Annotated in this window: 20 protein-coding genes; 13 read left to right on the top strand and 7 right to left on the bottom strand. The window is 73.4% G+C overall.

The window, feature by feature from the left end:
* Positions 1–41 precede the first annotated feature (41 nt).
* Both V5O49_RS13645 and V5O49_RS13640 read left to right on the top strand, forming a co-directional pair.
* On the top strand, positions 42–2339 hold the full coding sequence (locus tag V5O49_RS13645) for a sodium-translocating pyrophosphatase (RefSeq protein ID WP_332902679.1): 2298 nt from the start codon (positions 42–44) through the stop codon (positions 2337–2339).
* Positions 2340–2556: 217 nt separating this feature from the next.
* Positions 2557–5199, top strand: a complete 2643-nt coding sequence (locus V5O49_RS13640) for a M14 family zinc carboxypeptidase (RefSeq protein ID WP_332902678.1) — start codon at positions 2557–2559, stop codon at positions 5197–5199.
* A gap of 103 nt (positions 5200–5302) precedes the next feature.
* Here V5O49_RS13640 and V5O49_RS13635 read toward each other — a convergent pair whose 3' ends face one another.
* From V5O49_RS13635 to V5O49_RS13620, 4 genes are read right to left on the bottom strand one after another with little or no spacing between them, the layout of a single operon-like run.
* On the bottom strand, positions 5303–6184 hold the full coding sequence (locus V5O49_RS13635) for an energy-coupling factor transporter transmembrane component T family protein (RefSeq protein ID WP_332902677.1): 882 nt from the start codon (positions 6182–6184) through the stop codon (positions 5303–5305).
* Positions 6181–7965, bottom strand: coding sequence for an ABC transporter ATP-binding protein (locus tag V5O49_RS13630; RefSeq protein ID WP_332902676.1), 1785 nt, complete (start codon positions 7963–7965; stop codon positions 6181–6183). Before V5O49_RS13630 ends, V5O49_RS13635 begins: the two co-directional genes overlap by 4 nt.
* On the bottom strand, positions 7965–8933 hold the full coding sequence (locus V5O49_RS13625) for a DUF8171 family membrane protein (RefSeq protein ID WP_332902675.1): 969 nt from the start codon (positions 8931–8933) through the stop codon (positions 7965–7967). The genes V5O49_RS13630 and V5O49_RS13625 overlap by 1 nt, the downstream gene beginning before the upstream one ends.
* 38 nt (positions 8934–8971) lie before the next feature.
* Complete coding sequence (locus V5O49_RS13620; RefSeq protein ID WP_332902674.1) at positions 8972–10714, bottom strand: HAD family hydrolase; 1743 nt, start codon at positions 10712–10714, stop codon at positions 8972–8974.
* Between the two features lie 155 nt (positions 10715–10869).
* On the opposite strand from V5O49_RS13620, the gene V5O49_RS13615 reads away from it, so the two are divergent.
* Positions 10870–11844, top strand: a complete 975-nt coding sequence (locus tag V5O49_RS13615) for a LacI family DNA-binding transcriptional regulator (protein WP_332902673.1) — start codon at positions 10870–10872, stop codon at positions 11842–11844.
* Positions 11845–11959: 115 nt separating this feature from the next.
* On the opposite strand, the gene V5O49_RS13610 is transcribed toward V5O49_RS13615, so the two are convergent.
* Positions 11960–12481: a DinB family protein gene (locus V5O49_RS13610; RefSeq protein ID WP_278236323.1), complete on the bottom strand. Its 522-nt coding sequence runs from the start codon at positions 12479–12481 to the stop codon at positions 11960–11962.
* Between the two features lie 125 nt (positions 12482–12606).
* Between V5O49_RS13610 and V5O49_RS13605 the strand changes: the two genes are divergently transcribed.
* From V5O49_RS13605 to V5O49_RS13595, 3 genes are all read left to right on the top strand, one after another.
* On the top strand, positions 12607–13416 hold the full coding sequence (locus V5O49_RS13605) for a hypothetical protein (RefSeq protein WP_278236324.1): 810 nt from the start codon (positions 12607–12609) through the stop codon (positions 13414–13416).
* Positions 13417–13561: 145 nt separating this feature from the next.
* Positions 13562–14110: a hypothetical protein gene (locus tag V5O49_RS13600; protein WP_278236325.1), complete on the top strand. Its 549-nt coding sequence runs from the start codon at positions 13562–13564 to the stop codon at positions 14108–14110.
* A complete protein-coding gene (locus V5O49_RS13595; protein ID WP_332902672.1) occupies positions 14107–15675 on the top strand; it encodes a DUF7059 domain-containing protein in 1569 nt (522 codons plus the stop codon). Before V5O49_RS13600 ends, V5O49_RS13595 begins: the two co-directional genes overlap by 4 nt.
* 13 nt (positions 15676–15688) lie before the next feature.
* Here V5O49_RS13595 and V5O49_RS13590 read toward each other — a convergent pair whose 3' ends face one another.
* Both V5O49_RS13590 and V5O49_RS13585 read right to left on the bottom strand, forming a co-directional pair.
* Positions 15689–17116, bottom strand: a complete 1428-nt coding sequence (locus V5O49_RS13590) for a TrkH family potassium uptake protein (RefSeq protein ID WP_332902671.1) — start codon at positions 17114–17116, stop codon at positions 15689–15691.
* Between the two features lie 94 nt (positions 17117–17210).
* Positions 17211–17972: an alpha/beta hydrolase family protein gene (locus V5O49_RS13585; RefSeq protein ID WP_332902670.1), complete on the bottom strand. Its 762-nt coding sequence runs from the start codon at positions 17970–17972 to the stop codon at positions 17211–17213.
* A gap of 140 nt (positions 17973–18112) precedes the next feature.
* Between V5O49_RS13585 and V5O49_RS13580 the strand changes: the two genes are divergently transcribed.
* From V5O49_RS13580 to V5O49_RS13550, 7 genes are all read left to right on the top strand, one after another.
* Positions 18113–19063 carry a LysR family transcriptional regulator gene (locus V5O49_RS13580; RefSeq protein ID WP_332902669.1) on the top strand — a complete coding sequence of 317 codons (951 nt, stop codon included), beginning with the start codon at positions 18113–18115 and terminating at the stop codon, positions 19061–19063.
* A gap of 47 nt (positions 19064–19110) precedes the next feature.
* Entirely contained in the window at positions 19111–19941 is an 831-nt protein-coding gene (locus tag V5O49_RS13575) for a CAP domain-containing protein (RefSeq protein WP_332902668.1), read from the top strand.
* Between the two features lie 14 nt (positions 19942–19955).
* On the top strand, positions 19956–20291 hold the full coding sequence (locus V5O49_RS13570; protein ID WP_278236330.1) for a YnfA family protein: 336 nt from the start codon (positions 19956–19958) through the stop codon (positions 20289–20291).
* Positions 20292–20379: 88 nt separating this feature from the next.
* A complete protein-coding gene (locus V5O49_RS13565; protein WP_332902667.1) occupies positions 20380–21387 on the top strand; it encodes a phosphatase PAP2 family protein in 1008 nt (335 codons plus the stop codon).
* Between the two features lie 177 nt (positions 21388–21564).
* Positions 21565–24324: a type I DNA topoisomerase gene (gene topA / locus V5O49_RS13560; protein ID WP_332902666.1), complete on the top strand. Its 2760-nt coding sequence runs from the start codon at positions 21565–21567 to the stop codon at positions 24322–24324.
* A gap of 138 nt (positions 24325–24462) precedes the next feature.
* On the top strand, positions 24463–24897 hold the full coding sequence (locus V5O49_RS13555; protein ID WP_332902665.1) for a peptidase inhibitor family I36 protein: 435 nt from the start codon (positions 24463–24465) through the stop codon (positions 24895–24897).
* A gap of 32 nt (positions 24898–24929) precedes the next feature.
* Positions 24930–25688 carry a hypothetical protein gene (locus V5O49_RS13550; RefSeq protein WP_332902664.1) on the top strand — a complete coding sequence of 253 codons (759 nt, stop codon included), beginning with the start codon at positions 24930–24932 and terminating at the stop codon, positions 25686–25688.
* Positions 25689–25699 lie beyond the last annotated feature (11 nt).

Genomic DNA, 25699 nt, shown 5'->3' with positions numbered 1-25699 from the left:
CGGCGACCCGGCGGAGCGTGGCAGTACGTCGAGGAGGACGGATGCTCACACTCGGGTCCGACAGTCTGACGATCGTCGCCGTCATCGCGGTGATCGCCCTGGCCGCCCTGGTCTGCGCGGGGACCCTGCGTCGCCAGGTCCTCGCCGCCGACGAGGGGTCCAGCGCGATGCAGGACATCGCCCAGGGGGTCCAGGAGGGGGCCTCGGCCTACCTCAACCGGCAGTTCCGCACCCTGGCGATCTTCGCCGTCGTCGTGTTCGGGCTGCTGTTCCTCCTGCCGGGCGACGGCGGGGTCCGGATCGGCCGGTCGGTCGCCTTCCTCGTCGGGGCAGGGTTCTCCGCCGCGATCGGCTACCTCGGGATGTGGCTGGCGGTCCGGGCCAACGTCCGCGTCGCCGCGGCCGCGACCGTGGCCGGCGGCCGCGCGCTCGGGGCCCGGATCGCGTTCCGCACCGGCGGCGTGGTCGGCATGTCCGTCGTCGGTCTCGGTCTGCTCGGCGCGGCCGGCGTGGTGCTGGTCTACCGCGGGGACGCGCCCGCCGTGCTCGAGGGCTTCGGGTTCGGCGCCGCGCTGCTCGCGATGTTCATGCGGGTCGGGGGCGGCATCTTCACCAAGGCGGCCGACGTCGGCGCGGACCTGGTCGGCAAGGTCGAGCAGCACATCCCCGAGGACGACCCGCGCAACGCCGCCACCATCGCCGACAACGTCGGGGACAACGTGGGCGACTGCGCCGGGATGGCCGCCGACCTGTTCGAGTCCTACGCCGTGACCCTCGTGGCCGCGCTCATCCTCGGCAAGGCCGTCATGGGCGAGCAGGGTCTCGTGTTCCCGCTGATCGTCACCGCCGTCGGGGCCTTCGTCGCCCTGCTGGGCGTCCTCATCACCCGCGTGCGGGGCAGCGAGTCGGGGCTGACCGCGATCAACCGCGGCTTCTACGTCTCGGCCGTCGTCGGCGCCGCGCTGGCCGCCGTGGCGGCGTTCGTCTACCTGCCGAGCAGCTTCGAGAGCATGGGCGGCACCGCCGACCTCGCGGGCGTCACGTCCGACCCGCGCGTGGTGGCCTCCCTGGCGGTGCTGATCGGCATCGTCCTGGCCGGTGTCATCCTGTGGATCACCGGGTACTTCACCGGCACCGAGTCCAAGCCCACCAAGCACGTCGCGGCCACCTCGCGCACCGGGGCCGCGACGGTGATCCTGTCGGGGATCGGCGTCGGCTTCGAGTCGGCCGTGTACACCGCGGGCATCATCGCCGCCGCCATCTGCGGCGTGTTCCTGCTGGCCGGGGGATCGATCTGGCTGTCGCTCTTCCTCGTGGCGCTCGCGGGCTGCGGCCTGCTGACCACGGTCGGCGTCATCGTCGCGATGGACACCTTCGGGCCGGTGAGCGACAACGCCCAGGGGATCGCCGAGATGTCCGGCGACGTCGACGAGGAGGGCGCGCAGACGCTCACCGACCTCGACGCCGTGGGCAACACCACCAAGGCCATCACCAAGGGCATCGCCATCGCGACGGCGGTCCTGGCCGCCACGGCCCTGTTCGGCTCCTACGCCGACGCGGTCGAGACGGCGCTGGGTGACGTCGCCGTGGCGACGGACGGGCTGGTCGCCTCGATGCTCAGCTACGAGATCATCTCCCCGGTGACGCTCGTGGGCGTGATCCTCGGGGCCGCGACGGTGTTCCTGTTCTCCGGTCTGGCCATCGACGCCGTGACGCGGGCCGCCGGGGCGATCGTGTACGAGGTGCGGCGCCAGTTCCGCGAGCACCCGGGGATCATGACCTACGAGGAGCGCCCCGAGTACGGCCGGGTCGTGGACATCTGCACCAAGGACTCCCTGCGCGAGCTCGCGACGCCGGGTCTGCTCGCCGCGTTCGCGCCCATCGCCGTCGGGTTCGGCCTCGGGGTGGGGCCGCTGGCCGGCTTCCTCGCCGGGACGATCGGGGCCGGCGTGCTGATGGCGATCTTCCTGGCCAACTCGGGCGGCGCGTGGGACAACGCGAAGAAGATCGTCGAGGACGGCGCCTACGGCGGCAAGGGGTCGGAGGCGCACGAGGCGACGATCATCGGCGACACGGTCGGCGACCCGTTCAAGGACACCGCCGGCCCGGCGATCAACCCGCTGATCAAGGTCATGAACCTGGTGTCGCTGCTCATCGCACCGGCGGTGGTCATGCTGTCCGTCGGCGGGGACGCCAACCACGTGGTCCGCATCGCCATCGCGTGCGTGGCCGCCGTGATCGCGCTCGGTGCCGTGGTGCTGTCCCGCCTCCGGGCGGCGCGCGTCGACGGCGAGACCGCGGCGGTCGAGGACCAGCCGGCACCGGTCTCGTCGCGCTGACCGGCGATCGGTCGGCGGGCTCGCGACCGGCGTCGCCGCACCGCGGGGTGCGTCCACGGGGACGCACCCCGCGGTGCGTTCAGCCGCTGTCGATTTCCCACGATGGTGTGCTGCGGATCACATGCCCGAAACAATCGAGATGCATGATCTTCGCGGGACTCCGGACAGTGCTGACCGGTTCCTCCCGCTCCGAACGCACCTCGACCGAAGGGGACCCATGTCTCTGCAGCGCACCATCGCCGGGCTCAGCGGCGCCGCCGTCGCCCTGTCCGTGCTCGCCGTCCCGGCGGCCGTCGCGGACGAGCCCGACGCCTCGCCGGCGGACGGCGGCCGCGGCCCGGAGGGGACCCCGGCCACCACGGGGAAGTCCTTCGCCGAGCTCGTCCAGGCCGCCAAGACCGGCCCCGCGGCCAAGGCGACCGACAGCTCCCTGGAGATGCCGACGTCGTACCCGTACCAGCCCGAGCTGACGGTCTACGACCCGGTCGAGGGTGACGTCACCGAGCGCAACGAGACGATCGCCTACTCGGACATCGCGCCCCGCCTGGCCGAGCTGATGGCCGCCAGCGACCGGGTGTCCACGCAGGTGGTCGGGCAGTCGACCGGCGGCCGCGACCTCTACCTCGTCACCGTCACGGCGCCCGAGACGCGTGGCGAGACCAACCAGCAGACCCGGTGGCGCGAGGAGATCCGGCAGGACCCGGAGAAGGCCGCCACGGACGAGCAGCTGGCCGAGGGCTACAAGACCCCGCTGTGGATCAGCGCCAACATCCACGGCAACGAGTGGGAGGGCACAGACGCGGCGATGCAGGTCATCGCCGACCTCGCGACCGCCGAGGACCCGGCCACGGCCGAGCTGCTCGAGAGCCACCGGCTCTACTTCTCGGTGTCGCTCAACCCCGACGGCCGCACGATCGGGACCCGGGCCACCGAGCTCGGGTTCGACGCCAACCGCGACATGGTCACCGGCGCCACGCCCGAGGCGCGCTCGTTCGTGGCGACCGCCCAGACGCTCCAGCCGCTCTACGCCGCCGACTTCCACGGCTACACCGGCGTGCTCCAGGTCGAGCCCTGCGGGCCGCCGCACGGCGACAACTACGAGTACGACCTGTTCATCCCGCACGGCTACGCGCTGGCCCAGCAGGTCGAGGCCGACGTCGTGGACGCCGACATCGAGGGCAACACCTACTTCGACACCGAGACGGGTCGGTCGACCGACGAGAAGACCGGCCACATCAAGATCCCGTACCGCGACACCCCGAGCGGGTGGGACGACTACCCGCCGATCTTCACCGCGCAGTACGCGGCCTACCACGGCGCCGTGACCAGCACCGTCGAGCTGCCGCACGGCCGCTCCTGGTCGCTCGGTACGACCACCCCCGAGGACGCCGCGATCAACACCGAGGTCGCCCGCGTCACGATGGTCTCGATGCTGGACTACGTCGCCGCGCACAGCGACGAGATGCTCGCCAACCAGATCGAGACGTTCCGCCGCGGGGTCGAGGGCGCGCCCAAGGAGTCGCTGACCACCGAGACGATCGCCGACGTCGAGGGCCCCGACGCCTGGAAGGAGCTGTGGGACGTCACCGACGACCAGGAGCCGGTGGACCTGCCGCGCGCCTACGTCATCCCGGTCGGCGACGGCCAGCGCTCGTCGTCCGACGCCGAGGCCCTGGTCGACGCCCTGCTCTACCACGGGGTCGAGGTCGGGACGCTGCAGCGGTCCACCGAGGTCGGCGGCGAGACGTTCCCCGCCGGTTCCCTCGTGGTCGACATGCACCAGCCGCGCCGCGGTCTGGCGAACACGCTCCTCGCCACCGGTTCGGACATCTCCGAGAAGCTGCCCACGATGTACGACATCTCGGCGTGGAGCCTCGCCGACCTGTGGGGCGCCACCGTCGTCGCGGTCGGCGACACGACCGACGTCGCGCTCGGCGGCACGACGCCGCTGCACCGCGTCCCGCAGGACGGGGTGCTGCCGAAGAAGGCCGACCACGTCGTCTTCGACCTCGCCGGCATCGAGGACTTCCGGGCCCTCAACGCGATCCTCTCCGAGGACGCCCCGGCGTGGCTGCTCGACGACGGTCGTGCCGTCGTCGGACCCGAGGGCCTGCCGGCCGCCGCCGACGCCGTGGTCACGTTCGACATCCCGTTCGAGGCCGCCACGGCCGCGGAGGTCGCGTCCCTGGACGAGGCTGCCGTGCTCGAGGACCTCACGGTCGCGTACACCGGCGGGTCCGACGACGTCGTGGCGCTGACGGACCTCGGGTTCGACGACCTCGTCCCGGTCTCCTCCTCCGGCGTCTCGGCCGGTGCGGCCGACGGCACGACGGGGCTCGAGGACGCCGACGTGCTGTGGGTCGGGTCGTCCTTCGACCCCGACGCGGCGGGCGACGCGGCCGTGCAGGAGTGGCTCGACGCCGGCGGCGCGATCGTCGGCGAGTCCACGTCCGGGTTCGAGGCGGCCGAGGCCTACGGGCTCGTGGAGGGCGACGCGGTGCGCGGGAACAGGCGCGGCAACGGGATCGTGGCGGTGGACACGCCGAGCGGGTCGATCTTCGCCTCGCACCCGCAGGACACCTCGTTCATCTACCCGGCGGTCTGGTTCACGGGCCTCGGGGAGAGCACGACGGTCGAGCTGGCCTACGACGCCGGGTCGCCGTTCCTGGCCGGGCACTGGAACGGCCTGTACGGGCCGGGCCAGGACGCGGCCGCCGGCCAGGCGGCCGTCGTGTCCGGCGAGTCGGCCACCGGTGCCCGCGCGGTCGTGTTCGGCACGACGCCGTTCTTCCGCACCCACCCCAAGGGCGGGATGAGCCAGGTCGCCACGGCGATCTTCTGGGCCGCCTCGGGCGACTGAGCCCGAGCCGGCGCGGCCGCTGAGGCCACGCCCTCCCTTCGTTATGGGCATGAAATATGCAGGTCTTCCCCGGGAAGACCTGCATATTTCATGCCCACAACGCTCAGGCGGTCGGCAGGACCGTGTAGACCGCGACGACGACGGCGACGCTGACGACGAGCAGCAGCGTGTCGCCCACGCGCCAGCGCAGGTACGCCAGCCGCAGCCGGCGTCCGGCCGGTGACGGCCCGGCGCTGGTGAACCCGCGGGTCTCCATCGCCTCGACCGTGGTCCGCGTGCGCTGCGCGGTGTTGAGGAACAGCGGGTAGAAGGCCTGCACGGCGATGCGGCCGATCCGCGCGATCGTCCGCCACCCGAGGAACCCGTGCCCCTGGTGCGGGGCCCCGCGCAGCCGGTGGCCGTCGACGATGTCGTGGAACTCGTCGATGAGCAGCGGCACCATGCGGTAGCCGTAGCTGATGGCGAAGCCGAGCACGGCGGGCGCCCGCATCGCCTGCAGCCCGTCGGACAGCTTCTCCGGGTCGAGCGACACGAACGCCGCCATGCTGGCCAGCGACACCGCCCCGAGCTTCAGGGAGATCTGCAGCAGCCCGTCGAGCGCCGTCGTGTCGCCGCCGAGGACGAGCACGAGCACCAGGACGTAGGCGGCCTGCCCCACGAGCCCGAGCGTGAACAGGCCCAGCAGCAGCGGGCCGATCCGTGCCGCCAGGGCGCAGCCGAGCGAGAGGACGAAGAGGACGACCAGGATCGGCGTGGAGTAGGTGAACCAGGGGGCCAGCGCGCACAGCGCGTACCAGCCCAGGACGGCCCGCGGGTCGCGACGGGCGAGGAACCCGCCGCGCGTGGCGTAGGCGACGCGCATCAGCTCGAGCTTGACCCACTCGACCGACACCCGGTCGAGACCGGACCGGTGCCGGGTCCCGGTCGGGCCCGGCGCGGCCTCGGGGGAGGTGCCGTGCGGTGCGGCGACGTCGGCGATGGTCATACGAGCTCCTCGGTGGGCAGCGGGGCGAGTCTCCGGGTCGTCTCGGCGACGGACAGCGGCAGCGGGTCCATCCCGAGGGCGTGGCCGACCTGGGTCACCTGCGGTGGCACGAGCCGGGCCCGGCGCAGCACGTCGGGGGAGGCGAACAACGTCGCGGGGTCGGTGTCGGCGACCACGCGGCCCTGGTCGAGCACCACGACGCGGTCCGCCCACTCGGCGACGAGGTGCATGTCGTGCGTCGCCACGACCGTGCAGCGGATGTGCTCGGCGAGGGCGGAGAGCATGTCGATCACGTCGTCGCGGGAGCGCAGGTCCAGGCTCGACGTCGGCTCGTCCAGCAGGAGCAGCCGCGGCCGCATCGCCAGCCCGACGGCGAGGGTCGCCCGCCGCTGCTGCCCTCCGGACAGCAGGCGGCCGTCCCGGTCGGCGAGGTCCGTCAGCCGCGTCCGGTCCAGGACCTGCTCGACCAGCTCCCGGGCGTCCGGGGCCCGCCGCCCGGTGGGGTGCATCGCGACGTCGGCCCGGACGGAGTCGGTCAGGAACATCTCCTCCGGACGCTGCAGCAGGTAGCAGACCTGGGAGGAGAGCTGCGCGGCGGAGACGCTGCGGGTGTCGCGGCCAGCCACCTCGACGGTGCCCGCCTCGGGCACGGCGAGCCCCGACAGCAGGGACAGCAGCGTGGACTTGCCGGCTCCGTTCGAGCCGACCAGGGCGATGCGCTCCTCGGCCCGCAGCGTGAGGTCGAAGCCGTCCAGCACGGTGTGCTTGCCGCCCGAGATCGTGCGGTAGCCGTACCGCACGCCGTCCAGGCGGGCGACGACGTCGGACCCCGCGGGAGGACCGGGGGCCGACCCGGGTGCGGGGGAGCCGTCGGTCCCGGGGTGGTCCGGAGGACGCAGCAGCGCTGCACCCGGTTGCTCGGACCGCCCCGCGTCCCGCAGCATCTCGGCGCACTCCTCGATCGTCAGCGGCGGTCGTCGCCGGCCGGCGGCCACGTCGGGCACGAGCTCCTGCGCCAGCGCGACGACCTGCGGCGCCGGGATGTGCGCCTCGGCGAGGTCGGCCGTGCGGGCCAGGGCCTCGTCGACCGGGAGGTGCCAGCGCACCCGTCCGGCGTCCATGAGCACGACGCTGCGCGCGTAGCGGGCGATGAGCTCGGCGTGGTGCTCGATGACGACCACCGTGACGCCCTGCTCGTTGAGGCGGGTGAGGTGCTCGTAGACCTGGGCGGCCCGTCGCGGGTCGACCTCCGCCGCGGGTTCGTCCACGACGAGGATCGACGGTGCCAGGGCGAGCGCACCGGCCAGCGCCGTCAGGTGCTGCTGACCGCCGGAGAGCTGCCAGGTGTGGGTGCCGGCGACGTCGTCGATCTCCAGGGCGCGCAGCGCCTCGTCCGTCCGCGCCTCCCAGTCCGCCAGCCCGAAGTTCAGCGGGCCGAAGGCGACGTCGTCGCGCACGGTGGGCCGCACGAGCTGGTTGCCGAAGTCCTGGAAGACGTAGCCGACGTCGTGGGCGATCTCGCCGACGGTGCGTCGTGCCGTGCTGCGACCCGCCACCTTGACCCGGCCGGAGATGTCGCCGTTCCAGAAGTGCGGGACGAGTCCGTTGAACGTCTTGCACAGCGTCGTCTTGCCGGACCCGTTGCCGCCGACGACCGCGACGAAGTCACCGGCCTCGATCGTCAGGTCCACCCCGTGCAGGGAGTCCTGCGCGGCTCCGGGGTACCGGAACGTCAGGTCGCGGACCTCCACGGCCGGTGCTGCGTCGCGGTCGCCGGTCATCAGAAGGACGCCTCGTCGTCGTCGGAGCGGCGGACGTCGGCGGTGTCGGCCGAGCGGCGGCGCCGCAGCGCGGCGACCAGGACGAAGAGGACGAGGCCGACGACGAGCGCGACGCCGGCGGCGATCCAGAGCCACACGTCGCCGTACTGGTCGACGTAGTCCGGCTCGAAGGCGCCGATGGTGGAGATGCCGCCCTCCCGGCCGACGAACTCCTCCCACTGGGCCAGCAGGGCGAGGGCCCCGGCGGCGACCAGTGCCAGCACGGCGACGGGCCAGAACCGCGTGCCGCGCGGGCCGGACAGGTGCGGCGGGTGCTCGGGGTCGCGGGGCCGCAGCCCCATGATCGGCTCGAGCTTCCCGTACAGGCGCGGGGTGAGCCACAGGGCGGGCAGCGCGCCGAAGAGGATGCCGGAGAACACCACGGTGACGACGATGTCCAGCCCTTCGGCGAGGAGGAACGCGCCGACGAGGCCGTCGGCCTCCTCGAGGGTCTCGGGGTCGATGCCGACGAGGACCTTGGCGATGTCGACGACGCCACCGGAGATCTTGTCGACCAGCACCATGACGACCGGTGCCAGGGCGACCTGGACGCGGTTGAGCGGGTTGCGCACCAGGCAGCCGGCGACGTAGATCGCCAGGGCGGTCTGCAGGAAGCCTTCCAGCTCGCCGAACCCGGAGAAGTCCCCGAGCAGCATGTCGGAGAACACGAGCTCGCCGAGCGGGGCGCCGACGGCGACCCAGAACGGCGACAGCAGGGCCGCGAGCACGACGGCGATGAACGAGAAGTAGGAGACGCCGAGCTCGAGCGGCCCGACCTGGAGCTCGGGCACGACGCTGGCGACGATGTCGCCGACGCCGTACAGGGTCATGGACAGCACGAGGATCATGAGCTTCTGGGAACCGGACAGCGTGCGGGGATCGGCGAGCCGGGCGCGGGACGTGCCCGCCGCGGTGACGTCGCTGGACATGAGGACCTTCCTGAGGGTTCGTCTCGGTACTGCTCGGGCTACCGGCGGATGCCGGCGTCGGTGTCCCGGTCGCCTCGGACGGCGCGGCCCAGCAGGGCGTCGACGTCCTCCATCGAGGCGACCAGGTGGTCGGGGGTGCGCGGGTCGCCGGGCGGCAGGGCGTCCAGCGCGGCGTCGTCGGTGGTGCCGCCGCGCACGATCACCGTCGTGCCGACGCCGGCGGCGCGGGCGGCGACGACGTCGCGGTGCGGCTTGTCCCCGACGAAGACGGCGTGTGCCGGGTCGGCGTCCAGCGCCGTCAGGGCCGTCCGCACGGTGGTCGGGTCGGGTTTGCGCACCCCCAGCTCGTCGGAGTAGACGTGCGCACCGACGAGGTCGTCCAGCCCCGCCGCGACCAGCTCCTCGCGCACGGCGCGGCCGCAGACGGTGTTGGAGACGACGGCGACGGGCACCCCGGCGGCACGGGCGGTGCCGAGCAGCTCGCGCACACCCGGCCGCAGGGTGGGCACCGACTTGGTGCGGGCGTAGCCGACCATGAGGGCGTGCGCCTCGGCGCGCAGCCAGTGCCGCACCCCGGGGCCGTGTCGGTCGAGGCCTGGGCCGACGAGGTCGACCCAGAACGTCGGGGCGTCGATCTCGGCCGTGTCGAGCCCGGACGGGTCGCCCGGCGTGGGGCGGGCCGCCTCGTGGTCGCTCTTCCACGCCTTGTGCGCGGCGCGGGCCTCGTCGAGGGCGCCCGCCGCCTCGTCCGTCGTCGTCGGGTACCCGGCGCGGCACAGGCGCTCCGCGAGGTCGGCGGCGAACCCGCGACGGGTCCTCTCGTCACGGTGCGACGTGGAGATGACGCCGCCGTGGTCGAGCAGGAGCGCGCTGACCCCGGCTCCCCGCCCCGGCGTCTCGGCCAAGGTGCCGAGGCCGGCGCGGTCCGTGCCGTGCGCCGTTCGCGAGGCGTCGGAGGGGCCGGTGGGCTCGGCGGCGCGCAGCAGGTCGGCCAGCCCGACCGGGTCGGGCAGCTCGACGTCGGGCCGGTCGGCGACGGCGAACGGGGGGTGGGCGGTGTGGTGGTCGCGGGTGAGCAGCACGGCCCCGACGCCGGCGCGCCGTCCGGCGACGACGTCGCGGTCGTAGGTGTCCCCGACGTACCAGCACGCCTCCGCCGAGGTGCCGAGAGCCGCTGCGGCGAGCTCGATCATGCCCGGGTGGGGTTTCCGGATGCCGACCTCGTCGGAGTAGACCTGCACGGCGAACGCCTCGGCGAGCCCCTGCTCGGCGAGGATCGCCCGGTGCGCCCGGCCGGAGTGCGCGTTGGAGACGATGCCCACCGGGACCCGCAGCTCCTGGGCCGTGGTGAGCAGCTCGCGCACGCCGGGCCGGACGGTGTGGTCGGTCAGCGTCCGGGTCAGGCGTTCCTGGAGAAGTCCGGCCGACCCGGCCAGCACGTCGCGCTCCGCGGCGGTCAGCGGGGAGCCGTAGAACTCGCGCCAGATCGTGCGGTGGTCGAGCTCGGTGGGAGCCAGGCGGCGCGAGGAGGCGTTCTTCCAGTCCTTCAGCGCCGTCCGGCCGCCGCGCAGCAGCTCGACCAGCTCGGCGTGGCTGCGGTGGTGACCTGCCCGGGCGAGGACCTCCTTCAGGTGGCGGGCCATCTCCTCGGTGCCGCCGGGCCGCTTGCGGGTCGTCAGCACGACCCCGCCGAAGTCGAGCAGCAGCGCGGCGGGTCGCGTGCGCAGGGCGGCGGCGCGGGTGTCGAGGGACGTGGTCTCGGGGCTGGGGGCGATGGTCACGAGCAAGGACGCTAGGGACGGGCGGCGACGGGCCCGCGTCGTCCGGGTGGCGGGACGGTGAACGACGCCCGAACATCTGGAACGTTCCAGTCCCCTTCGCGCACGGACCGCGCGTCACCGTCGCGCGGCGGCGCGCCGGGGTGCAGGATGTCGGGGTGCCCGCCGCCTCGCCCCGCCCCCGACCGACGCTGCGCGACGTCGCCGCGACCGCCGGGGTGTCGAAGTCGCTGGTGTCACTGGCGCTGCGCGGCGACCCGGGCGTCTCCGAGAGCACCCGCGACCGTATCCTCGCCGTCGCCGAGCAGGTCGGCTATCGCCCCTCGCTCAGCGCCCGCACCCTCAAGCAGGGCCGGTCGATGCTGCTCGGCGTGGTCATCTCCAGCCTCGAGAACCCGTACCACACCGAGATCGTCGCCTCCGTCGAGGACGCCGCCGAGCAGGTGGGGCTGTCCGTCGTCCTCGCCCACGGCTCGCGCGACCGCGGACGGCTCGCCGACCGGGTGCAGCAGCTCGGCGACCTCGGCGTCGACGGGCTCGTGGTGGTGTCGTCCTGGGTCCCCGACGAGGTGCTGACCGCGGCCGCGCGCCGCCTGCCGGTGGTCATGGTCGGGCGCACGGCGGACCCGGTGGCCGGCGTCGACTCCGTGACCAACGACGACGAGCAGGGTGCCGCCCTGGTGGTCGACCACCTCGTCGGCCGGGGGTACGAGCGGATCGCCCACGTGACGTCGTCGACCCGCCCCGCGGGCCTGGCCCGCCGTCGCGGGTACGAGGATGCGATGCGCCGTGCGGGGCTGGGCGGCCACGTGCGGGTCGCGGCGCCGGACGCCGTCGACGGCCTGCTCGACGACGGCTACCGGGCGGTCTTCGCCCGCAACGACGTCGAGGCCTGCGACGTGCTCGACCGGGCGCTGGACCGGGGGTTGCGCGTCCCGGACGACGTCGCCGTCGTCGGGTACGACGACACCCTGCTCGCGCGCCGGGTACGGCCCGCCCTCACCACGGTCCAGCAGCAGCGCGAGGTGATGGGTGCACGGGCCGTCGCGCTGCTCACCGGACGGCTCGGCGGGCGGTCCGACGACGTGCACGAGGTGCTCGAGCCCCGGCTGGTGGTCCGCGCCTCGGGCTGACCGCCGCACGCGTTGATCACCGCACGCGCTGTGGGCATGAAATCTGCAGGTCCTCCGCGCCGAGGACCTGCAGATTTCATGCCCACAACGGTGGGGCGGGCGGCGACAGGTCGGGTCAGAGCCCCACGCGACCGTCGATGCACTCGCGCAGCAGGTCCGCGTGGCCCATGTGGCGGGCGTACTCCTCGACCATGTGGATGACGACGTCGCGCACCTCGACGGTCGCGTCGTCGAACGGGACCTCCCGGTCGAGGCTCTCGTCGACCATGAGCTCGTCGGCGGCGTCGACCGCCCGGTGCCAGGCCTCCCAGGCCTCGGCCACGGCCTCGGGGGTGCCGACGGCCTCGTCGAACTCGACGTCCTCGACCCCGGGGCGCTCGAAGGGTCCGTCGGCCGTGGACCCGCCCAGGACGCGGGAGAACCAGTGGTGCTCGCCGTTGGCGAGGTGGCGCACGAGGCCGAGCAGGGACAGGGACGACGGGTACACGCTGCGGCGCGCCAGCTGGTCGGCGTCCAGACCCTCGCACTTCATCACGAGGGTCATCCGGTAGCGGCAGAGGTACTCCCAGAGGGTCTCCTTCTCGCCGACCGGGTCGATCCCGGTGGTGCGCGGATCCTTCTCGGGTGCTACCCACATGCCCGTCGTCGTCGATGTCACTCGCACAATCTGGCGGTCAACCGGGTCCCAGGTCAAGGTCACCAAGGCAACGATCCGGACAACTCGGCCCGGGTGCTCAGCCGCACCCGGTACTGTTCGCGGACATGAGGCCGAGCGACGTGCACGACGACGTCCCCGCCCCGGACGGTGTCGACGCAGGTCAGCCCGGTGCGGTGGGGCCGCCCGCCGACCTGCCGTGGGCGCCCACGGCGGTGGCCACCGACGTGCCGCCGCTCGACGACGTGCTGACCGGTGCGGCTGCGCCCTCGGCGGCCGCGAGTCCTGGCGACGGCGCGAGCCGCCGTCGTCGCAGCCGGTCGGCCGGCGTGACGGGCCGCGCCGCCGGTGCCGGTCGTGACGCCGCCGGTCGTGTGGCGCACGGCGCCGCGGGGCTGCGGCGACGCGGCGTCGCGTTCGCCCGGACCCGTCCCTCCGGCCGGTTCGCCCGCCGCAGCTCCCTGCTCGTCGCGACGGCCCTCGCGCTCGTCGCGGGCGTGGGTGCCGGTGCCGGGCTCGACGTCGTCGGCGGGGCGGGCGACAGCGCGCCCGCACCCACCGCCGCCCTGCTGACCACGGAGCCGGAGACCTGCGCGACCGCGCAGGTGGCGTGGTCGCGCGCGGCGGCCGCCCAGGTGCAGATGGACCTGGAGTCGCCGAGGTCGCTGCGCACGGGGTTCGTCACCGCGCGCGACGCGCTGACCGGGCTGACGCCGCCGGCCGAGGTGGCGGCGGACTGGTCCACCGTGGCCACCTACGTGACCGTCGTGGCCGACGCCGCCGAGGAGGCGAAGAACTCCGAGGTCGAGGCCGCGGTGGCCGAGGCGATGTCGGGTCTGGACACCGCGGCCATGACGACGGCCTCCGAGCGGGTCACGACGCACCTCGCCGCCGACTGCGCCACGCCGGCGCAGTGAGCGACGAGGGCAAAGCACGGCTCTGCGGCGCCCCCGGTCTGCTCCAGCCCGGCTTGCGACGTTCGTCCGGAAGGTTCCGCCGCCGGCGCCCGCGGGCGGCGTGCCGGATTTCCCCACCGCGCGCGGCGTGGGCCACCATGGAACGGTGCTGACCTCTCGTCGACGCTCGCGCCGAGCCGCCGTCGCCCTCGCGGCGACGCTGGCGACCGTGCTGACCGTCGGCGCCTGCAGCAGCGGGGACCCGAGCTCCGACGGCGCCGGGGCGGCGGCGTCCGCCGAACCGATGCCGGCCATCTCGATCGGGTCCGACCTGACGATGAGCGGCGGCGGTGACGGGGGCGGCTCCGCCCCCTCGCCCTCCGTGAGCGAGGAGTGCCTCGAGCTGCAGCAGGTCTGGGCCGACACCAACCGCGCCCTGGCCGGCATCGACGAGGAGCATCCGCGAGCACTCGTGTCCGGTTTCCGCGAGGCGCACCGTGCGATCACCTCGATCGACGCCCCCGACGTCGAGGGCTGGTCCGGGATGACCGGGTATCTCGACAGCGCCGTGAGCGCCCTGGCCGACGTCGACACCGACGACGCCGACGAGGTCGCCTCGGTCATGACCCTGACCTTCTCCGAGGCCGACACCGCCCGTGCCGCGACCGCGCACGGCCAGGTCACCGAGTACCTCGGCGGCGGGTGCCGCGAGTGACCCTCCCGGCGCCGTCCGGCGACGTGACCGCGCTGCGGTCCGCGCTGGCCGCGGCGGAGTACACGGTCGACGGCGTCGAGGACCTGCTGGGTCCGCTGGCCTCCGCCGCGCTGCACCGCGAGCAGACCGTCCCCGCCGAGCGGGTGCTGGCCCGCCGGGCCGACGACCCCCGGGCGACCCTGGCGCGACTCTTCCTGCTCGGGCAGGAGACCACCCGCGGCGCGCTCGACGCCGCGTTGCCCGACGTCGGCGCCGCCGGTGCGCAGCGGCTCGGCCTGGTGCAGACCGCCGGGGCGGGTTCCGCGGACGCCGTCCGGGCGACCTGCGACCTGCGCCCGTACGCCGCGACCGACGCGGGCGGCCCCGTGCAGTGGTGGCTGGCCAGCGATCTCGGCGAGCTCGCCACGGGACGCCGACTCGCCGCCGACCACGTCCTCGGCGCCGGTGGTGCCTCGACGACGCTCGCGCAGGTCACGGTGCGCACCCCGGTCTCCCGGGTGCTCGACCTGGGCACCGGCTGCGGCATCCAGGCGCTGCACGCCGCGCGGCACGCGGAGACGGTCGTCGCCACCGACGTCTCGACGCGCGCGCTGGACTACGCGCGCTTCAACGCCGCGCTGAACGCGGCCGACGCCGCCCTCGACCTCCGTGCCGGCTCGATGCTCGACCCCGTGCGCGACGACCGGTTCGACCTCGTCGTGTCCAACCCGCCGTTCGTCATCACCCCGCGGTCGGGCGCCGCCGGTGCCGCCGTGGACGCGGCCATCGGCGCGTTCGAGTACCGCGACGGCGGGCGGTCCGCCGACGACCTCGTGCGCGACCTCGTCACCGGCGTCGGCGCCGTGCTGGCCCCGGGCGGGGTGGCCCAGATGCTCGTCAACTGGGAGCACCGGCGCGGCGAGCCGTGGACCGAGCGGGTCGGCGCCTGGCTGGACGCCTCCGGTCTGGACGGCTGGGTGATCGAGCGCGAGCTGCTCGACCCGGCCGAGTATGCCGAGACCTGGATCCGCGACGGCGGCACGACCCCCGACCGCGAACCCGAGGCCTGGGCCGCCGCCTACGGCGCCTGGCTGGACGACTTCGCCGCGCGGGACGTCGAGGCCGTCGGCTTCGGCCTCGTCACGCTGCGCCGGCCCGTTGCCGGCGAGCCGACCCTGCGTCGGCTCGAGGAGCACCACGGCACGCTGCGTCAGCCCCTGGGCGGGCACGTCGCGGCGTCGCTGGCCGCGCACGACTGGCTCGAGCAGCGCACGGACGCCGAGCTGGCCGCCGAGCGGCTCGTCGTCGCCGGCGACGTCACCGAGGAGCGCTACCTCACCCCGGGGGCGAGCGACCCGAACGTCGTCGTCGTGCGTCAGGGCGACGGGCTCGGACGCGGGATCCAGGCCTCCACGGGGCTCGCGGCGTTCGTGGGGGTCTGCGACGGCGAGCTGACCGTCGGCCAGATCGTCGGCGCGCTCGGCGCCCTGCTCGAGGTGTCCGCGGACGACCTCGCCGCGGAGCTGCTGCCCGCGGTGCGCGGCCTCGTGCGCGACGGGTTCCTCGCGCCGGCCGACGCGTCCTGAGGACGGGCCGGGGTCAGCCGATGACGACGGCGGACTCGGGCAGCCGGTAGAGCCGCCGGCGCTGGCGGAGCGCCAGCCCCGTCCCGAGCGTGATGGGGCCGAGCCGTCCCAGGAACATCAGGGCCGCCAGCAGGCACTGGTGCCAGGGCTCCAGGTCGGCCGTGATACCCGTGGACAGCCCGGTGGTGCTCAGGGCCGAGACGACCTCGAACAGGATCCGGTCGAGGGACACGGCGGACGCCGGGACCGACGTCGTGATGAGCAGGGTGACGACCGCGACGGCGGCGGCCGCCACCAGCGTGACGGTCACGGCCTGCCGCTGGACGACCTGCGCGACGCGCCGGTCGAACGCGGTCACGTCGGGGTCGCCGCGCAGCTCGGCCCACACCACGACCGCCAGCACCGCCATCGTGCCGACCTTGATCCCGCCGGCGGTGCCGCCGCTGCCACCGCCGACGAACATCAGCACGTCGGTGAAGAACCACGACCCGTGGTCCATGGCGGTGGTGTCGATGCTGTTGAACCCGGCGGTGCGTGCCATGACGGACTGCGTCGCGGCGGCCACGAACCTGCCCGGCACGTCCAGCGCCCCGAGCGTGCGCGGGTTGGCCCACTCGACGGCCAGGAAGAACGCCGTGCCCACCCCCAGCAGGCTCGCGGTCATGAGCAGGGTGAGCCGGGTGTGCACGCTCCACCGTCGGGGATGCAGCACCAGCGGTCGGGTCCGGTCCTCGATCCGGATGCGACGGGTCAGCTCCACCAGGACGGGGAAGCCGATCCCTCCGACGACGACGGCGGCGCTGATCGGCAGGCAGACCCACGGGTCGCTGACGAACCGCACCAGCGAGTCGGCGTACAGCGAGAAGCCGGCGTTGTTGAAGGCGGACACCGCGTGGAAGACGCCCGACCAGGCGGCGTGTCCCACCGGCTCGCCGTACCCGACCACCAGCCGCACGGCGAGGACGGCCGCCAGGGACGCCTCGGCGACGAGCGTGAGCCGCAGCGCCCCGAGCATCACCCGCCGGACCTCGCCGAGCCCGATCGTGTGCGTCGACTCCGCCGCCACGAGCCGGGTGCGCAGCCCCATCCGCCGCCACAGCAGCAGCCCCAGCAGGGTGGCGACGGTCATGACGCCGAAGCCGCCGACCTGGATCAGCGCGAGGATCACGACCTGACCGAACGGCGACCAGAAGGTCTCGGTGTCGACGACGACGAGCCCGGTCACGCAGGCGGCCGAGGTCGCGGTGAAGAACGCCTCGACCAACGTGGCCGTCCGCCCGGTCGTGGCCACGGGCAGGCTCAGCAGCAGCGTGCCGACGGCGATGGCGCCGAGGAACCCGGCCGCGACGACCTGGGCGGGCCGACGCCGCAGGCTCGCCGGTGACGTACCGGACGAGGGGCGGCGGCGTCCGACGAGACGCCGCAGGGTTCGTGACCGCACGAACGACCACTGTGGCACCGCCCGCGCCCGCCCGCACCGCTGACGTGCCGGGCGGCGGAGGCTGTGACCGGCGGCACGTCCCGCCGACGACCGGTCAGTCCTGCTGCAGGTACTGGTTTGCCCAGGCGCTGATGATCCGCGCCGCGCGCTGCGCCTGGCCGGGCCGGGTGAGCAGGTGGTCGGAGCCCTCCAGGGAGACGAAGCTGCGCGGGTGGCGGGCCGCGGCGAAGATCCGGCTGGCGTTCTCGATCCCGACGGTCTGGTCCGTGGGGGAGTGCATGATCATCAGCGGGGTGTCCAGCTCGGCGATCCGGTGCTCCAGGTCCGCCTCGCGCACGTCCTCGACCATGCCGCGCTTGAGGTTGAGCCGCTTGCCCCCCACCTGCCACACGGCGTTGCCCTCCTCGAGCACCTGGTCGACGAGGTCGTCGTAGTGGTTCTCGGCGTGGCTCGGGTCGAACGGCGCGCAGACCGTGGCCACCGCACGCACCGCGGGCAGCTCGGGGGCCGCGGCGATGGCGGCCGCACCGCCCCAGGAGTGGCCCACCAGCAGGTCGGCCGGCGTCCCGCGGGAGGCCATGAACTCGGCCGCCCTGACGACGTCGGCCACCTTGATGGTGAACGAGCCGTCACCCCAGTCGCCCTCGGAGTCGCCGAGGCCGAGGTTGTCGAAGCGGAGCATGCCGATGCCCTCGGCCGCGAGCTGCTTGGAGATGCGGGCCGCCGCGGGGGAGTCCTTGCCGAGCGTGAAGCCGTGGACGAACACGCCCCAGCCGCGGACCTCCCCCTCGGGCTCGTCGATGATGCCGGCCAGCGCCGGTCCGGTGCTGCTCGCGAACGTCACGCGTTCTGCCATGATGACTCCTTCTGCCGTCGTGCGGCACCATTGCTCCCAGGTGCAGTATGTCGTCCGTGTGTCCGTCCGCCTGGCGGACGTCGCCTGCCCGTCAGGTGCCCGCCATCCCCCCGACGCGATGATCCCGATACCATCCCGGTATGGAGATCGACCTCCGCCACCTGCGGCTGGTGACCGTCGTCGCGGAGCACGGCAGCGTGACCCGGGCGGCCGCCGCCCTGGGCATGGCGCAACCCGCGCTGACGGCGCAGCTCAACCGCATCGACGACGCCCTCGGCGGCTCGGTGTTCGTCCGCGACCGCCGGGGCGCTCGCCCGACCCCGCTCGGCGACCTCGTGCTGCGGCACGCCCGCGTCCTGCTGCCCGCGATGGACGCCTTCGGCGAGGACGTGCGCCGCCACGTCAGCGGCCGGACGGATGTCGTGACCTCGCTCCGGGTCGGCACCGTCGCGACGGTGCTCGGCGGCATCTTCCTCAACCGGCTGCGGGCCGACCTGACCGGGATCGCGCTGACGTCCTTCACGGCCTGGTCGGCGCAGGAGGCCAACCGGCGGCTGGCCGCCGGCGACCTCGACCTCGCGCTCGTCGGCGCCTGCGAGAACGAGGTGCTCCCCACCGAGGGCGACGTCGTGTGGACACGCCTGTTCACCGACCCCGTGTTCGTGCTGCTCTCCGACGAGCACCGGCTCGCCGGGAACACCGTCGTGCCGCTCGGTGAGCTGGCGAGCGAGTACTGGCTCTCCGCGCCGGGCGAGGGCTGCTTCGAGCGCTGCTTCGTCGCGGCGTGCGTGCGGTCCGGCTTCACCCCGCGGGAGGTCAGCGAGACCGAGCGGGCCTCGGCCATCGAGCAGGTCCGGGGCAACCACGCCGTCGGGCTCGTGCAGCCGCTGCTGCTCGACCAGCCCGGGGTGACGCCGGTGGCCCTGGAGGGCGAGCCGCTGGCCTGGACGCAGTACGTCGGCTGGCGCCGGGACGCCGCGTCCCGGTTCGACGTCGACGTCGTGCAGGCCGCTGCCCACGAGGCGCACCGGCAGGCCGTGGAGCGCACGCCGGCCTACGCGCGCTACCTCGCCGAGCGCGTCGCGGACTGACGGCCCCGGCCCTGGGCACCGGGCGCGCGTCTCGATAGCGTGCTGCGGTGACCAGTCCCCGGCGACCCCCGACCTGGTGGCGCCAGCTCGCTGCGCTGGCGGCGGCCTTCGCCGTCGGCGCCGGACTCCTGGCGCTGCTGGTGCTCGTGGTGCCCGACGGGCTGCGTCTGGCACCGCACCACGCCGCCTCCGGAGTCGCGTCGGCCGCGCGGACCGACGCCCCTGCCGGCGCGCCGGCACTGGGCACGGCGCTGTCCTCGGAACCCTCCCGGGTGGCGTCCACGCCGTCGGCCGCCACGGAGAGTCCGGAGCAGGGCATCGTCGTCGACGGCGAACGGTCGCGGACCGACGCCGACCGCGCGATCGAGGTGCAGCCGGCCGCGCCGTCGTCGTCGGCGCAGGACGAGGCGCCGCGGGACACCGGGCCGACCCCGGCCGACCGGCCCGACGACGGTTCCGGCGACGGGCCCGACGACGGAGCCGCCGGTGGCTCCGGTACCGGGTCCGCGGTCGCCGACCGGGTGCTGGAGCTCGTCAACGCCGAGCGGGCGGGGGCCGGCTGCAGCGCCCTCGTCGCGGACCCCGCGCTGGACGGCCTCGCCGCCGCGCACTCGGAGGACATGCGGTCGCGCGACTACTTCGACCACACCGATCCCGACGGCCGCACGCCGTGGGACCGCGCGGACGCCGCCGGGGTGAGCGGTCTGGCGGCCGAGAACATCGCGCGCGGGCAGCCGGACGCCGCGGCCGTCGTCGAGGCGTGGATGGACAGCCCCGGGCACCGCGCCAACATCCTCGAGTGCTCGCACACCCGGCACGGGCTCGGTACGGTCGCCGGTGCGGGCGGCCCCTGGTGGACCCAGCTCTTCGGCCGGTAGCGGGAGACTGGACCATGACCATCCTGAGATCTGTCGTCCTGTTCGCGGCCGCTGCGCTGTTCGAGATCGGCGGTGCCTGGTTGGTGTGGCAGGGCGTCCGCGAGCACCGTGGCTGGCTGTGGATCGGCCTCGGCGTCATCGCGCTGGGGCTGTACGGGTTCTTCGCCACCCTGCAGCCGGACGCGCACTTCGGGCGGATCCTCGCGGCCTACGGCGGCGTCTTCGTCGCGGGCTCCCTGGTGTGGGGGATGGTGGTCGACGGCTTCCGGCCGGACCGGTGGGACGTGATCGGCGCGGTCGTGTGCCTCGTCGGCGTCGCCGTCATCATGTACGCGCCGCGGCCGACCTGAGCCCGCGGTCGCGTCCGCCGGGCTTCCCGTCCGGAGATCCCACCGGCCGTCCACGGGACCCTCACACGAACTGGTTACGCTGACCTGCATGAACGGCGACTCCCGGCACGCTCCGGCCGCGGTGCCTCCAGCGGGGGGTGGTGCGGCCCCGCCGGCACCTGCCCCGGGCTCGTGGCCGGTCGCGCGGCTCGCCGCGCCGCCGCGTCCCGCAGTGCGTCCGGCCGCGCACGTCGCGGCGGCCGCCGTCGCGCTCGTCGCCGTCCTCGCGGTCTGGCTGACCTACCGGGTGTTCGTCACGACGCTCCCCGGCCAGCAGCTGGACGACCTCGCCCGCGACGGGGCGCTGTACGGGCAGGACAGCCTGTGGCGTGTCGCCGAACCCGTGCTCGACGTCGTCTCGGTGGCCTTCGTGGTGGCGGGGATCGGTGCGGCGATGCTCGTCGCCGTCGTCCGCCGCCGCTGGATCCTGGCGCTGCAGGTCGCCGTCCTGGTGGGTGGCGCCAACCTGACCACCCAGGTCCTCAAGCACTCGGTGCTGACCCGCCCCGACCTGCTGCCGGGCTGGTACAGCGGCAACACGCTGCCCAGCGGGCACACCACGGTGGCGGCCTCCGTCTCCGTCGCGCTGCTGCTCGCCACGCCGCGCGCCTGGCGGCCGGTCGTGGCGCTGCTGGGCGCCGCGTACACCGCGGCCACCGGTGTCTCGACGCTCGTGGGGCAGTGGCACCGGCCGTCCGACGTCGTCGCCGCCCTGTTCGTCGTGCTCGCCTGGGGCGCCCTCGTCTGCGCCCTGACGCCGGCGTCCTCCCTCGACGTCGCACCGCGTCGACGTCGTCTGCCCTCCGGGGATCCGGAGCCGCACGCCTTCTCGTCCCCCGGGTCCTCCGCCGTCGCGGGGCTGATGCTGCTCGGCGCCCTGGTGACCGGGATCCTCGCCTTCGCCGGGGGAGTCCGGCTCGTCGACGCCGCGAGCGTGCCGATCGGCGAGGACGTCACCGCCTACGCGGTCGGCGTGCTGGGGGTGCTGGCCGCGACCGCGGCGACGTTCGCGCTGCTGCTGCTCGTGCGGCAGGCCACGGCGCGTCCGCAGGACTGAGCCGTCCGACCACGCACGATGCGCAAGAGGGGTGGCGAGCGGCGCTGTGGACGGCCCCGCGCCGACGCCGGAGCATCTCGGTAGAGTTCCGCCGTCGTCGCCCGTGTCGTACCGTGACAGGACGCGACGCCCCCTCGGCGTCACCGCACGCCCCTCACCGTCGGAAAGCAGGAACGGATGCCTCAGGCCCGCAAGCTCGTGATCGTCGAGTCCCCGACCAAGGCTCGCAAGATCCAGGGCTACCTCGGCGACGACTACGTCGTGGAGGCCAGCGTCGGCCACATCCGTGACCTCCCGCAGCCCTCGGAGCTGCCCGCGGAGATGAAGAAGGGGCCGTACAAGAAGTTCGCCGTGGACGTCGACAACGGCTTCGACCCGTACTACGTGGTGCACGCCGACAAGAAGTCCAAGGTGCGCGAGCTGAAGGCGGAGCTGAAGAACGCCGACGAGCTGTTCCTCGCCACCGACGAGGACCGCGAGGGCGAGGCCATCGCCTGGCATCTCATCGAAGAGCTCAAGCCCAAGGTGCCGGTGAAGCGGATGGTCTTCCACGAGATCACCCGCGAGGCCATCACCCGGGCGCTGGAGAACACCCGCGACCTCGACCAGGATCTCGTCGACGCCCAGGAGACCCGCCGCATCCTGGACCGCCTCTACGGGTACGAGGTCTCCCCGGTGCTGTGGCGCAAGGTCCGCCAAGGGCTGTCCGCGGGCCGGGTGCAGTCCGTCGCGACGCGCCTGGTCGTGGAGCGCGAGCGCGACCGCATGGCGTTCGTGACCGCGGACTACTGGGACGTGACGGGCTCGTTCGCCCCCGAGGCCGGGGACGACGCCGGTCAGCTCTTCCGCGCCCGCCTCACGGGTCTGGACGGCGATCGCGTGGCCGCGGGCCGCGACTTCGACGACCTGGGTCGTCTCAAGGTGCGCACGGGCGTCGCACACCTCGACGAGGCGGCGGCGAACGCCGTCGTGGCCGGGCTCGAGGACGCGGCGTTCGCCGTCCGCTCCCTGGAGACCAAGCCGTACTCGCGCAAGCCGGCCGCGCCGTTCACCACCTCGACGCTGCAGCAGGAGGCCTCGCGCAAGCTGCGCATGGCCTCCCGGCAGACGATGCGCACCGCGCAGGCGCTGTACGAGAACGGCTACATCACCTACATGCGGACCGACTCGCCCGCGCTGTCCGCCGAGGCGACCGACGCCGCCCGGCGGCAGGCCGCCGAGCTGTACGGGGCCGAGTACGTGCCCGGCGCGCCGCGGCTGTACGCCTCGAAGAACAAGGGCGCCCAGGAGGCGCACGAGGCGATCCGTCCCGCCGGCGACTCGTTCCGGACGCCGGCCCAGGTGGCCGGCGAGATCTCCGGCGACCAGTTCAAGCTCTACGAGCTCATCTGGAAGCGCACCGTGGCCTCGCAGATGGCCGACGCCAAGGGGTCGACGGCGTCCGTGCGGCTGGCCGCGACGCTCGGCTCCGGGGCGGGCGACCGTGCCGGGTCGGACGCCGTGTTCTCGGCCTCCGGCACGGTGATCACGTTCCGTGGGTTCCTCGCGGCCTACGAGGAGTCCAAGGACGTCGAGACCCCCGAGGGTGGCGGCGCCGCGCCGTCGGGGCCGAAGGAGACGCGCCTGCCGCGGATGGCCGAGGGCGACGCGCTCGCGGGCACCGAGCTCGTCGCCGAGGGGCACTCCACGAGCCCGCCCGCGCGGTACACCGAGGCCTCCCTGGTCAAGGCGCTGGAAGAGCTGGGCATCGGGCGTCCGTCCACCTACGCGGCGACGATCTCGACGATCCAGGACCGCGGCTACGTGCGCACCAAGGGCCAGGCCATGGTGCCCACCTGGCTGGCGTTCGCCGTCGTGCGCCTGCTCGAGGAGCACTTCGCCCGGCTGATCGACTACGACTTCACCGCCGAGATGGAGGCCGACCTCGACCAGATCGCGGCCGGCGACCGTGAGCGCCTGGCCTGGCTGACCCGGTTCTACTTCGGCGAGGGCTCCGACGACGGTCGGGGCGGTCTGCGCGACCTCGTCGAGAACCTCGGCGAGATCGACCCCGTGGCGATCAACTCGGTGCAGATCGGCGAGGGCATCCGGGTGCGCGTGGGCCGGTACGGCCCGTACCTGGAGGACCTGGAGGCCGAGCCGGGCAAGGACGGCAAGGCGCCGCGGGCTTCGGTGCCCGACGACGTCGCCCCGGACGAGCTGACGGTGGCCAAGGCGCGCGAGCTGCTCAAGGCGGGGGCCGACGACGGCCGGGTGCTCGGGGTCGACCCGGACTCGGGGAACGAGATCGTGGCGAAGAACGGCCGTTTCGGCCCGTTCGTCACCGAGAAGCTCGACCTGCCCGAGATCGACCCGAACCTGTCCCAGGCGGCCCAGAAGAAGGCGAAGGCGGCCCAGCCGAAGCCGCGCACGGGGTCGCTGCTGAAGTCGATGTCTCTCGACACGGTGACGCTCGAGGACGCCCTGAAGGTCCTGTCGCTGCCGCGCGTGGTCGGGACCGACCCGGAGTCCGGCGAGGAGATCACCGCCCAGAACGGCCGGTATGGGCCCTACCTGAAGAAGGACAAGGACTCCCGGTCCATCGAGTCCGAGGAGCAGCTCTTCACGATCACCCTGGACGAGGCGCTGACGATCTTCGCCCAGCCGAAGCGTCGCGGACGGGCGGCGGCCGCGCCGCCGCTGAAGGAGCTCGGCGACGACCCGACCTCGGGCAAGCCCATCGTGGTCAAGGACGGCCGGTTCGGTCCGTACGTGACCGACGGCGAGACGAACCGGACGCTGCCGCGGGACGCGACCCCGGAGTCGATCACCGCCGAGCGGGCGATCGAGCTGCTCGCGGAGAAGCGGGCTCAGGGGCCGAAGAAGCGCAGCACGTCGGCCAAGAAGGCGCCGGCGAAGAAGGCACCCGCGAAGAAGTCGTCGACGGCGAAGAAGTAGGCGCCTCGGGCGCCGGAGCCTCTAGCGCGATGTCTGTGATGTCTGTCTTGACGGGCATGCACGGTTACCGTATTTTGTCTGCTATCGCGCGTTGAGGCGTGGTCCCCTCGGGCAGGGCTTGAGGTGAAAGGGCGTCAGGTGAAAGGGCGTCAGGTGAAAGGGCTTCAGGTAGGGAAGCGCGGGACGTTTCTGGTCGCGCTGGTGGGATCGATCGTGTGTGCGCTCGGCATCGGCATGGTGGCCACCCCGGCACAAGCGGCGCCCGGCCCTTGTCCGACTGGCTATGCATGCGTGTACAACGGTGAGGACTATCAGATCCTCAGTTCGAAGTGGGTGCTCTTCGAGTACGGGATCAGCGATTTCGGGCAGTTCGGGATGAACAACCAGTCTCGGTCCGCGTACAACAACGGCACGAAGTGCTGGGCGGTGTTCTACAACGGAACCGGCTACTCCGGTGCGAGTTTCACGCTGACCCTGAACAACCGGGGTATTCCCGATCTTTCTCTCCTTCGACTCGGTACGGGGACCTGGAACAACAAGATCTCGTCGGGGCGATTCACATACTGCCCGTGAGCGCGGGAGCGTGGGAGGCGTCACGTCCAGCGATGATGGAGGAAGCCGTGATAAGACGAATACTTGTGCCGCTGGTGGTGCTTACCTCGCTGGTGACCGGGTGCAGTGGTGATGACGCGCCGGGTGTGGCGGGCCAGGCCGATCTCGCGGTCGACGCGGACGTCGGCTCCACAGGCGCGACCGTCGCAACGGGTTCCTATGTCAACGAGGCGACGGCTCGGTACGCCGCCTGTCTCGGTGACCTGGGCATCGACGTGGCGCCGGAAGTCGGCGAGGTGGATGACCAGCTCGACGGGTACGCCAGCATCGTCGACGGAACTTTCGTCCCGGACCAGGACGGGCTGCTGACCGACGACGCGGAGAGCCAGCCGATCGGCGTGAAGGGCGAGAACCGTGACGAGGAGATCCGCGAGTGCTACGCGCGGAGTCCCGGGGCCAAGGACGTGCTGATCGACATGCACGACCGCACGCCCGCGGAGAACTCCTGGACGATGCCCGAGAGTCAGGTCGAGGCCGGTCGACAGTGGGCACAGTGTGCGCGTGATGCGGGGGTGGCCGCTGTCGAGGACCCCGCTGACGACGGCTACGTCTACATCACCGACGACGTCTCGATCGAACAGGCGGAGATCCTCGGTGAGGAGTGCACACGGCCGATCGCCGAGTCGGAGTACTGGCCGAACTTCCAGTTCTTGGTGGCGGACATGATCGCGTACTCGGAGGCGATCGACGGGCCGATCTTCGAGTCCGACCGGTGGGCGCAGAACTGCGAGGACGATCCTGACGACTGCTGACAGGCGGCCGG

This window comes from Isoptericola haloaureus (assembly GCF_036689775.1).
Lineage (GTDB): Bacteria > Actinomycetota > Actinomycetes > Actinomycetales > Cellulomonadaceae > Isoptericola > Isoptericola haloaureus.
The sequence above is the reverse complement of the archived record's forward strand: the minus strand, read 5'-3'. Positions and strand labels throughout refer to the sequence as shown.

Coding starts and splice junctions, on each gene's coding strand:
- V5O49_RS13645 (WP_332902679.1), top strand. CDS start 42: ATGCTCACACTCGGGTCCGACAGTCTGACGATCGTCGCCGTCATCGCG.
- V5O49_RS13640 (WP_332902678.1), top strand. CDS start 2,557: ATGTCTCTGCAGCGCACCATCGCCGGGCTCAGCGGCGCCGCCGTCGCC.
- V5O49_RS13635 (WP_332902677.1), bottom strand. CDS start 6,184: ATGACCATCGCCGACGTCGCCGCACCGCACGGCACCTCCCCCGAGGCC.
- V5O49_RS13630 (WP_332902676.1), bottom strand. CDS start 7,965: ATGACCGGCGACCGCGACGCAGCACCGGCCGTGGAGGTCCGCGACCTG.
- V5O49_RS13625 (WP_332902675.1), bottom strand. CDS start 8,933: ATGTCCAGCGACGTCACCGCGGCGGGCACGTCCCGCGCCCGGCTCGCC.
- V5O49_RS13610 (WP_278236323.1), bottom strand. CDS start 12,481: ATGTGGGTAGCACCCGAGAAGGATCCGCGCACCACCGGGATCGACCCG.
- V5O49_RS13605 (WP_278236324.1), top strand. CDS start 12,607: ATGAGGCCGAGCGACGTGCACGACGACGTCCCCGCCCCGGACGGTGTC.
- V5O49_RS13585 (WP_332902670.1), bottom strand. CDS start 17,972: ATGGCAGAACGCGTGACGTTCGCGAGCAGCACCGGACCGGCGCTGGCC.
- V5O49_RS13580 (WP_332902669.1), top strand. CDS start 18,113: ATGGAGATCGACCTCCGCCACCTGCGGCTGGTGACCGTCGTCGCGGAG.
- V5O49_RS13570 (WP_278236330.1), top strand. CDS start 19,956: ATGACCATCCTGAGATCTGTCGTCCTGTTCGCGGCCGCTGCGCTGTTC.
- V5O49_RS13565 (WP_332902667.1), top strand. CDS start 20,380: ATGAACGGCGACTCCCGGCACGCTCCGGCCGCGGTGCCTCCAGCGGGG.
- topA (WP_332902666.1), top strand. CDS start 21,565: ATGCCTCAGGCCCGCAAGCTCGTGATCGTCGAGTCCCCGACCAAGGCT.
- V5O49_RS13550 (WP_332902664.1), top strand. CDS start 24,930: ATGATGGAGGAAGCCGTGATAAGACGAATACTTGTGCCGCTGGTGGTG.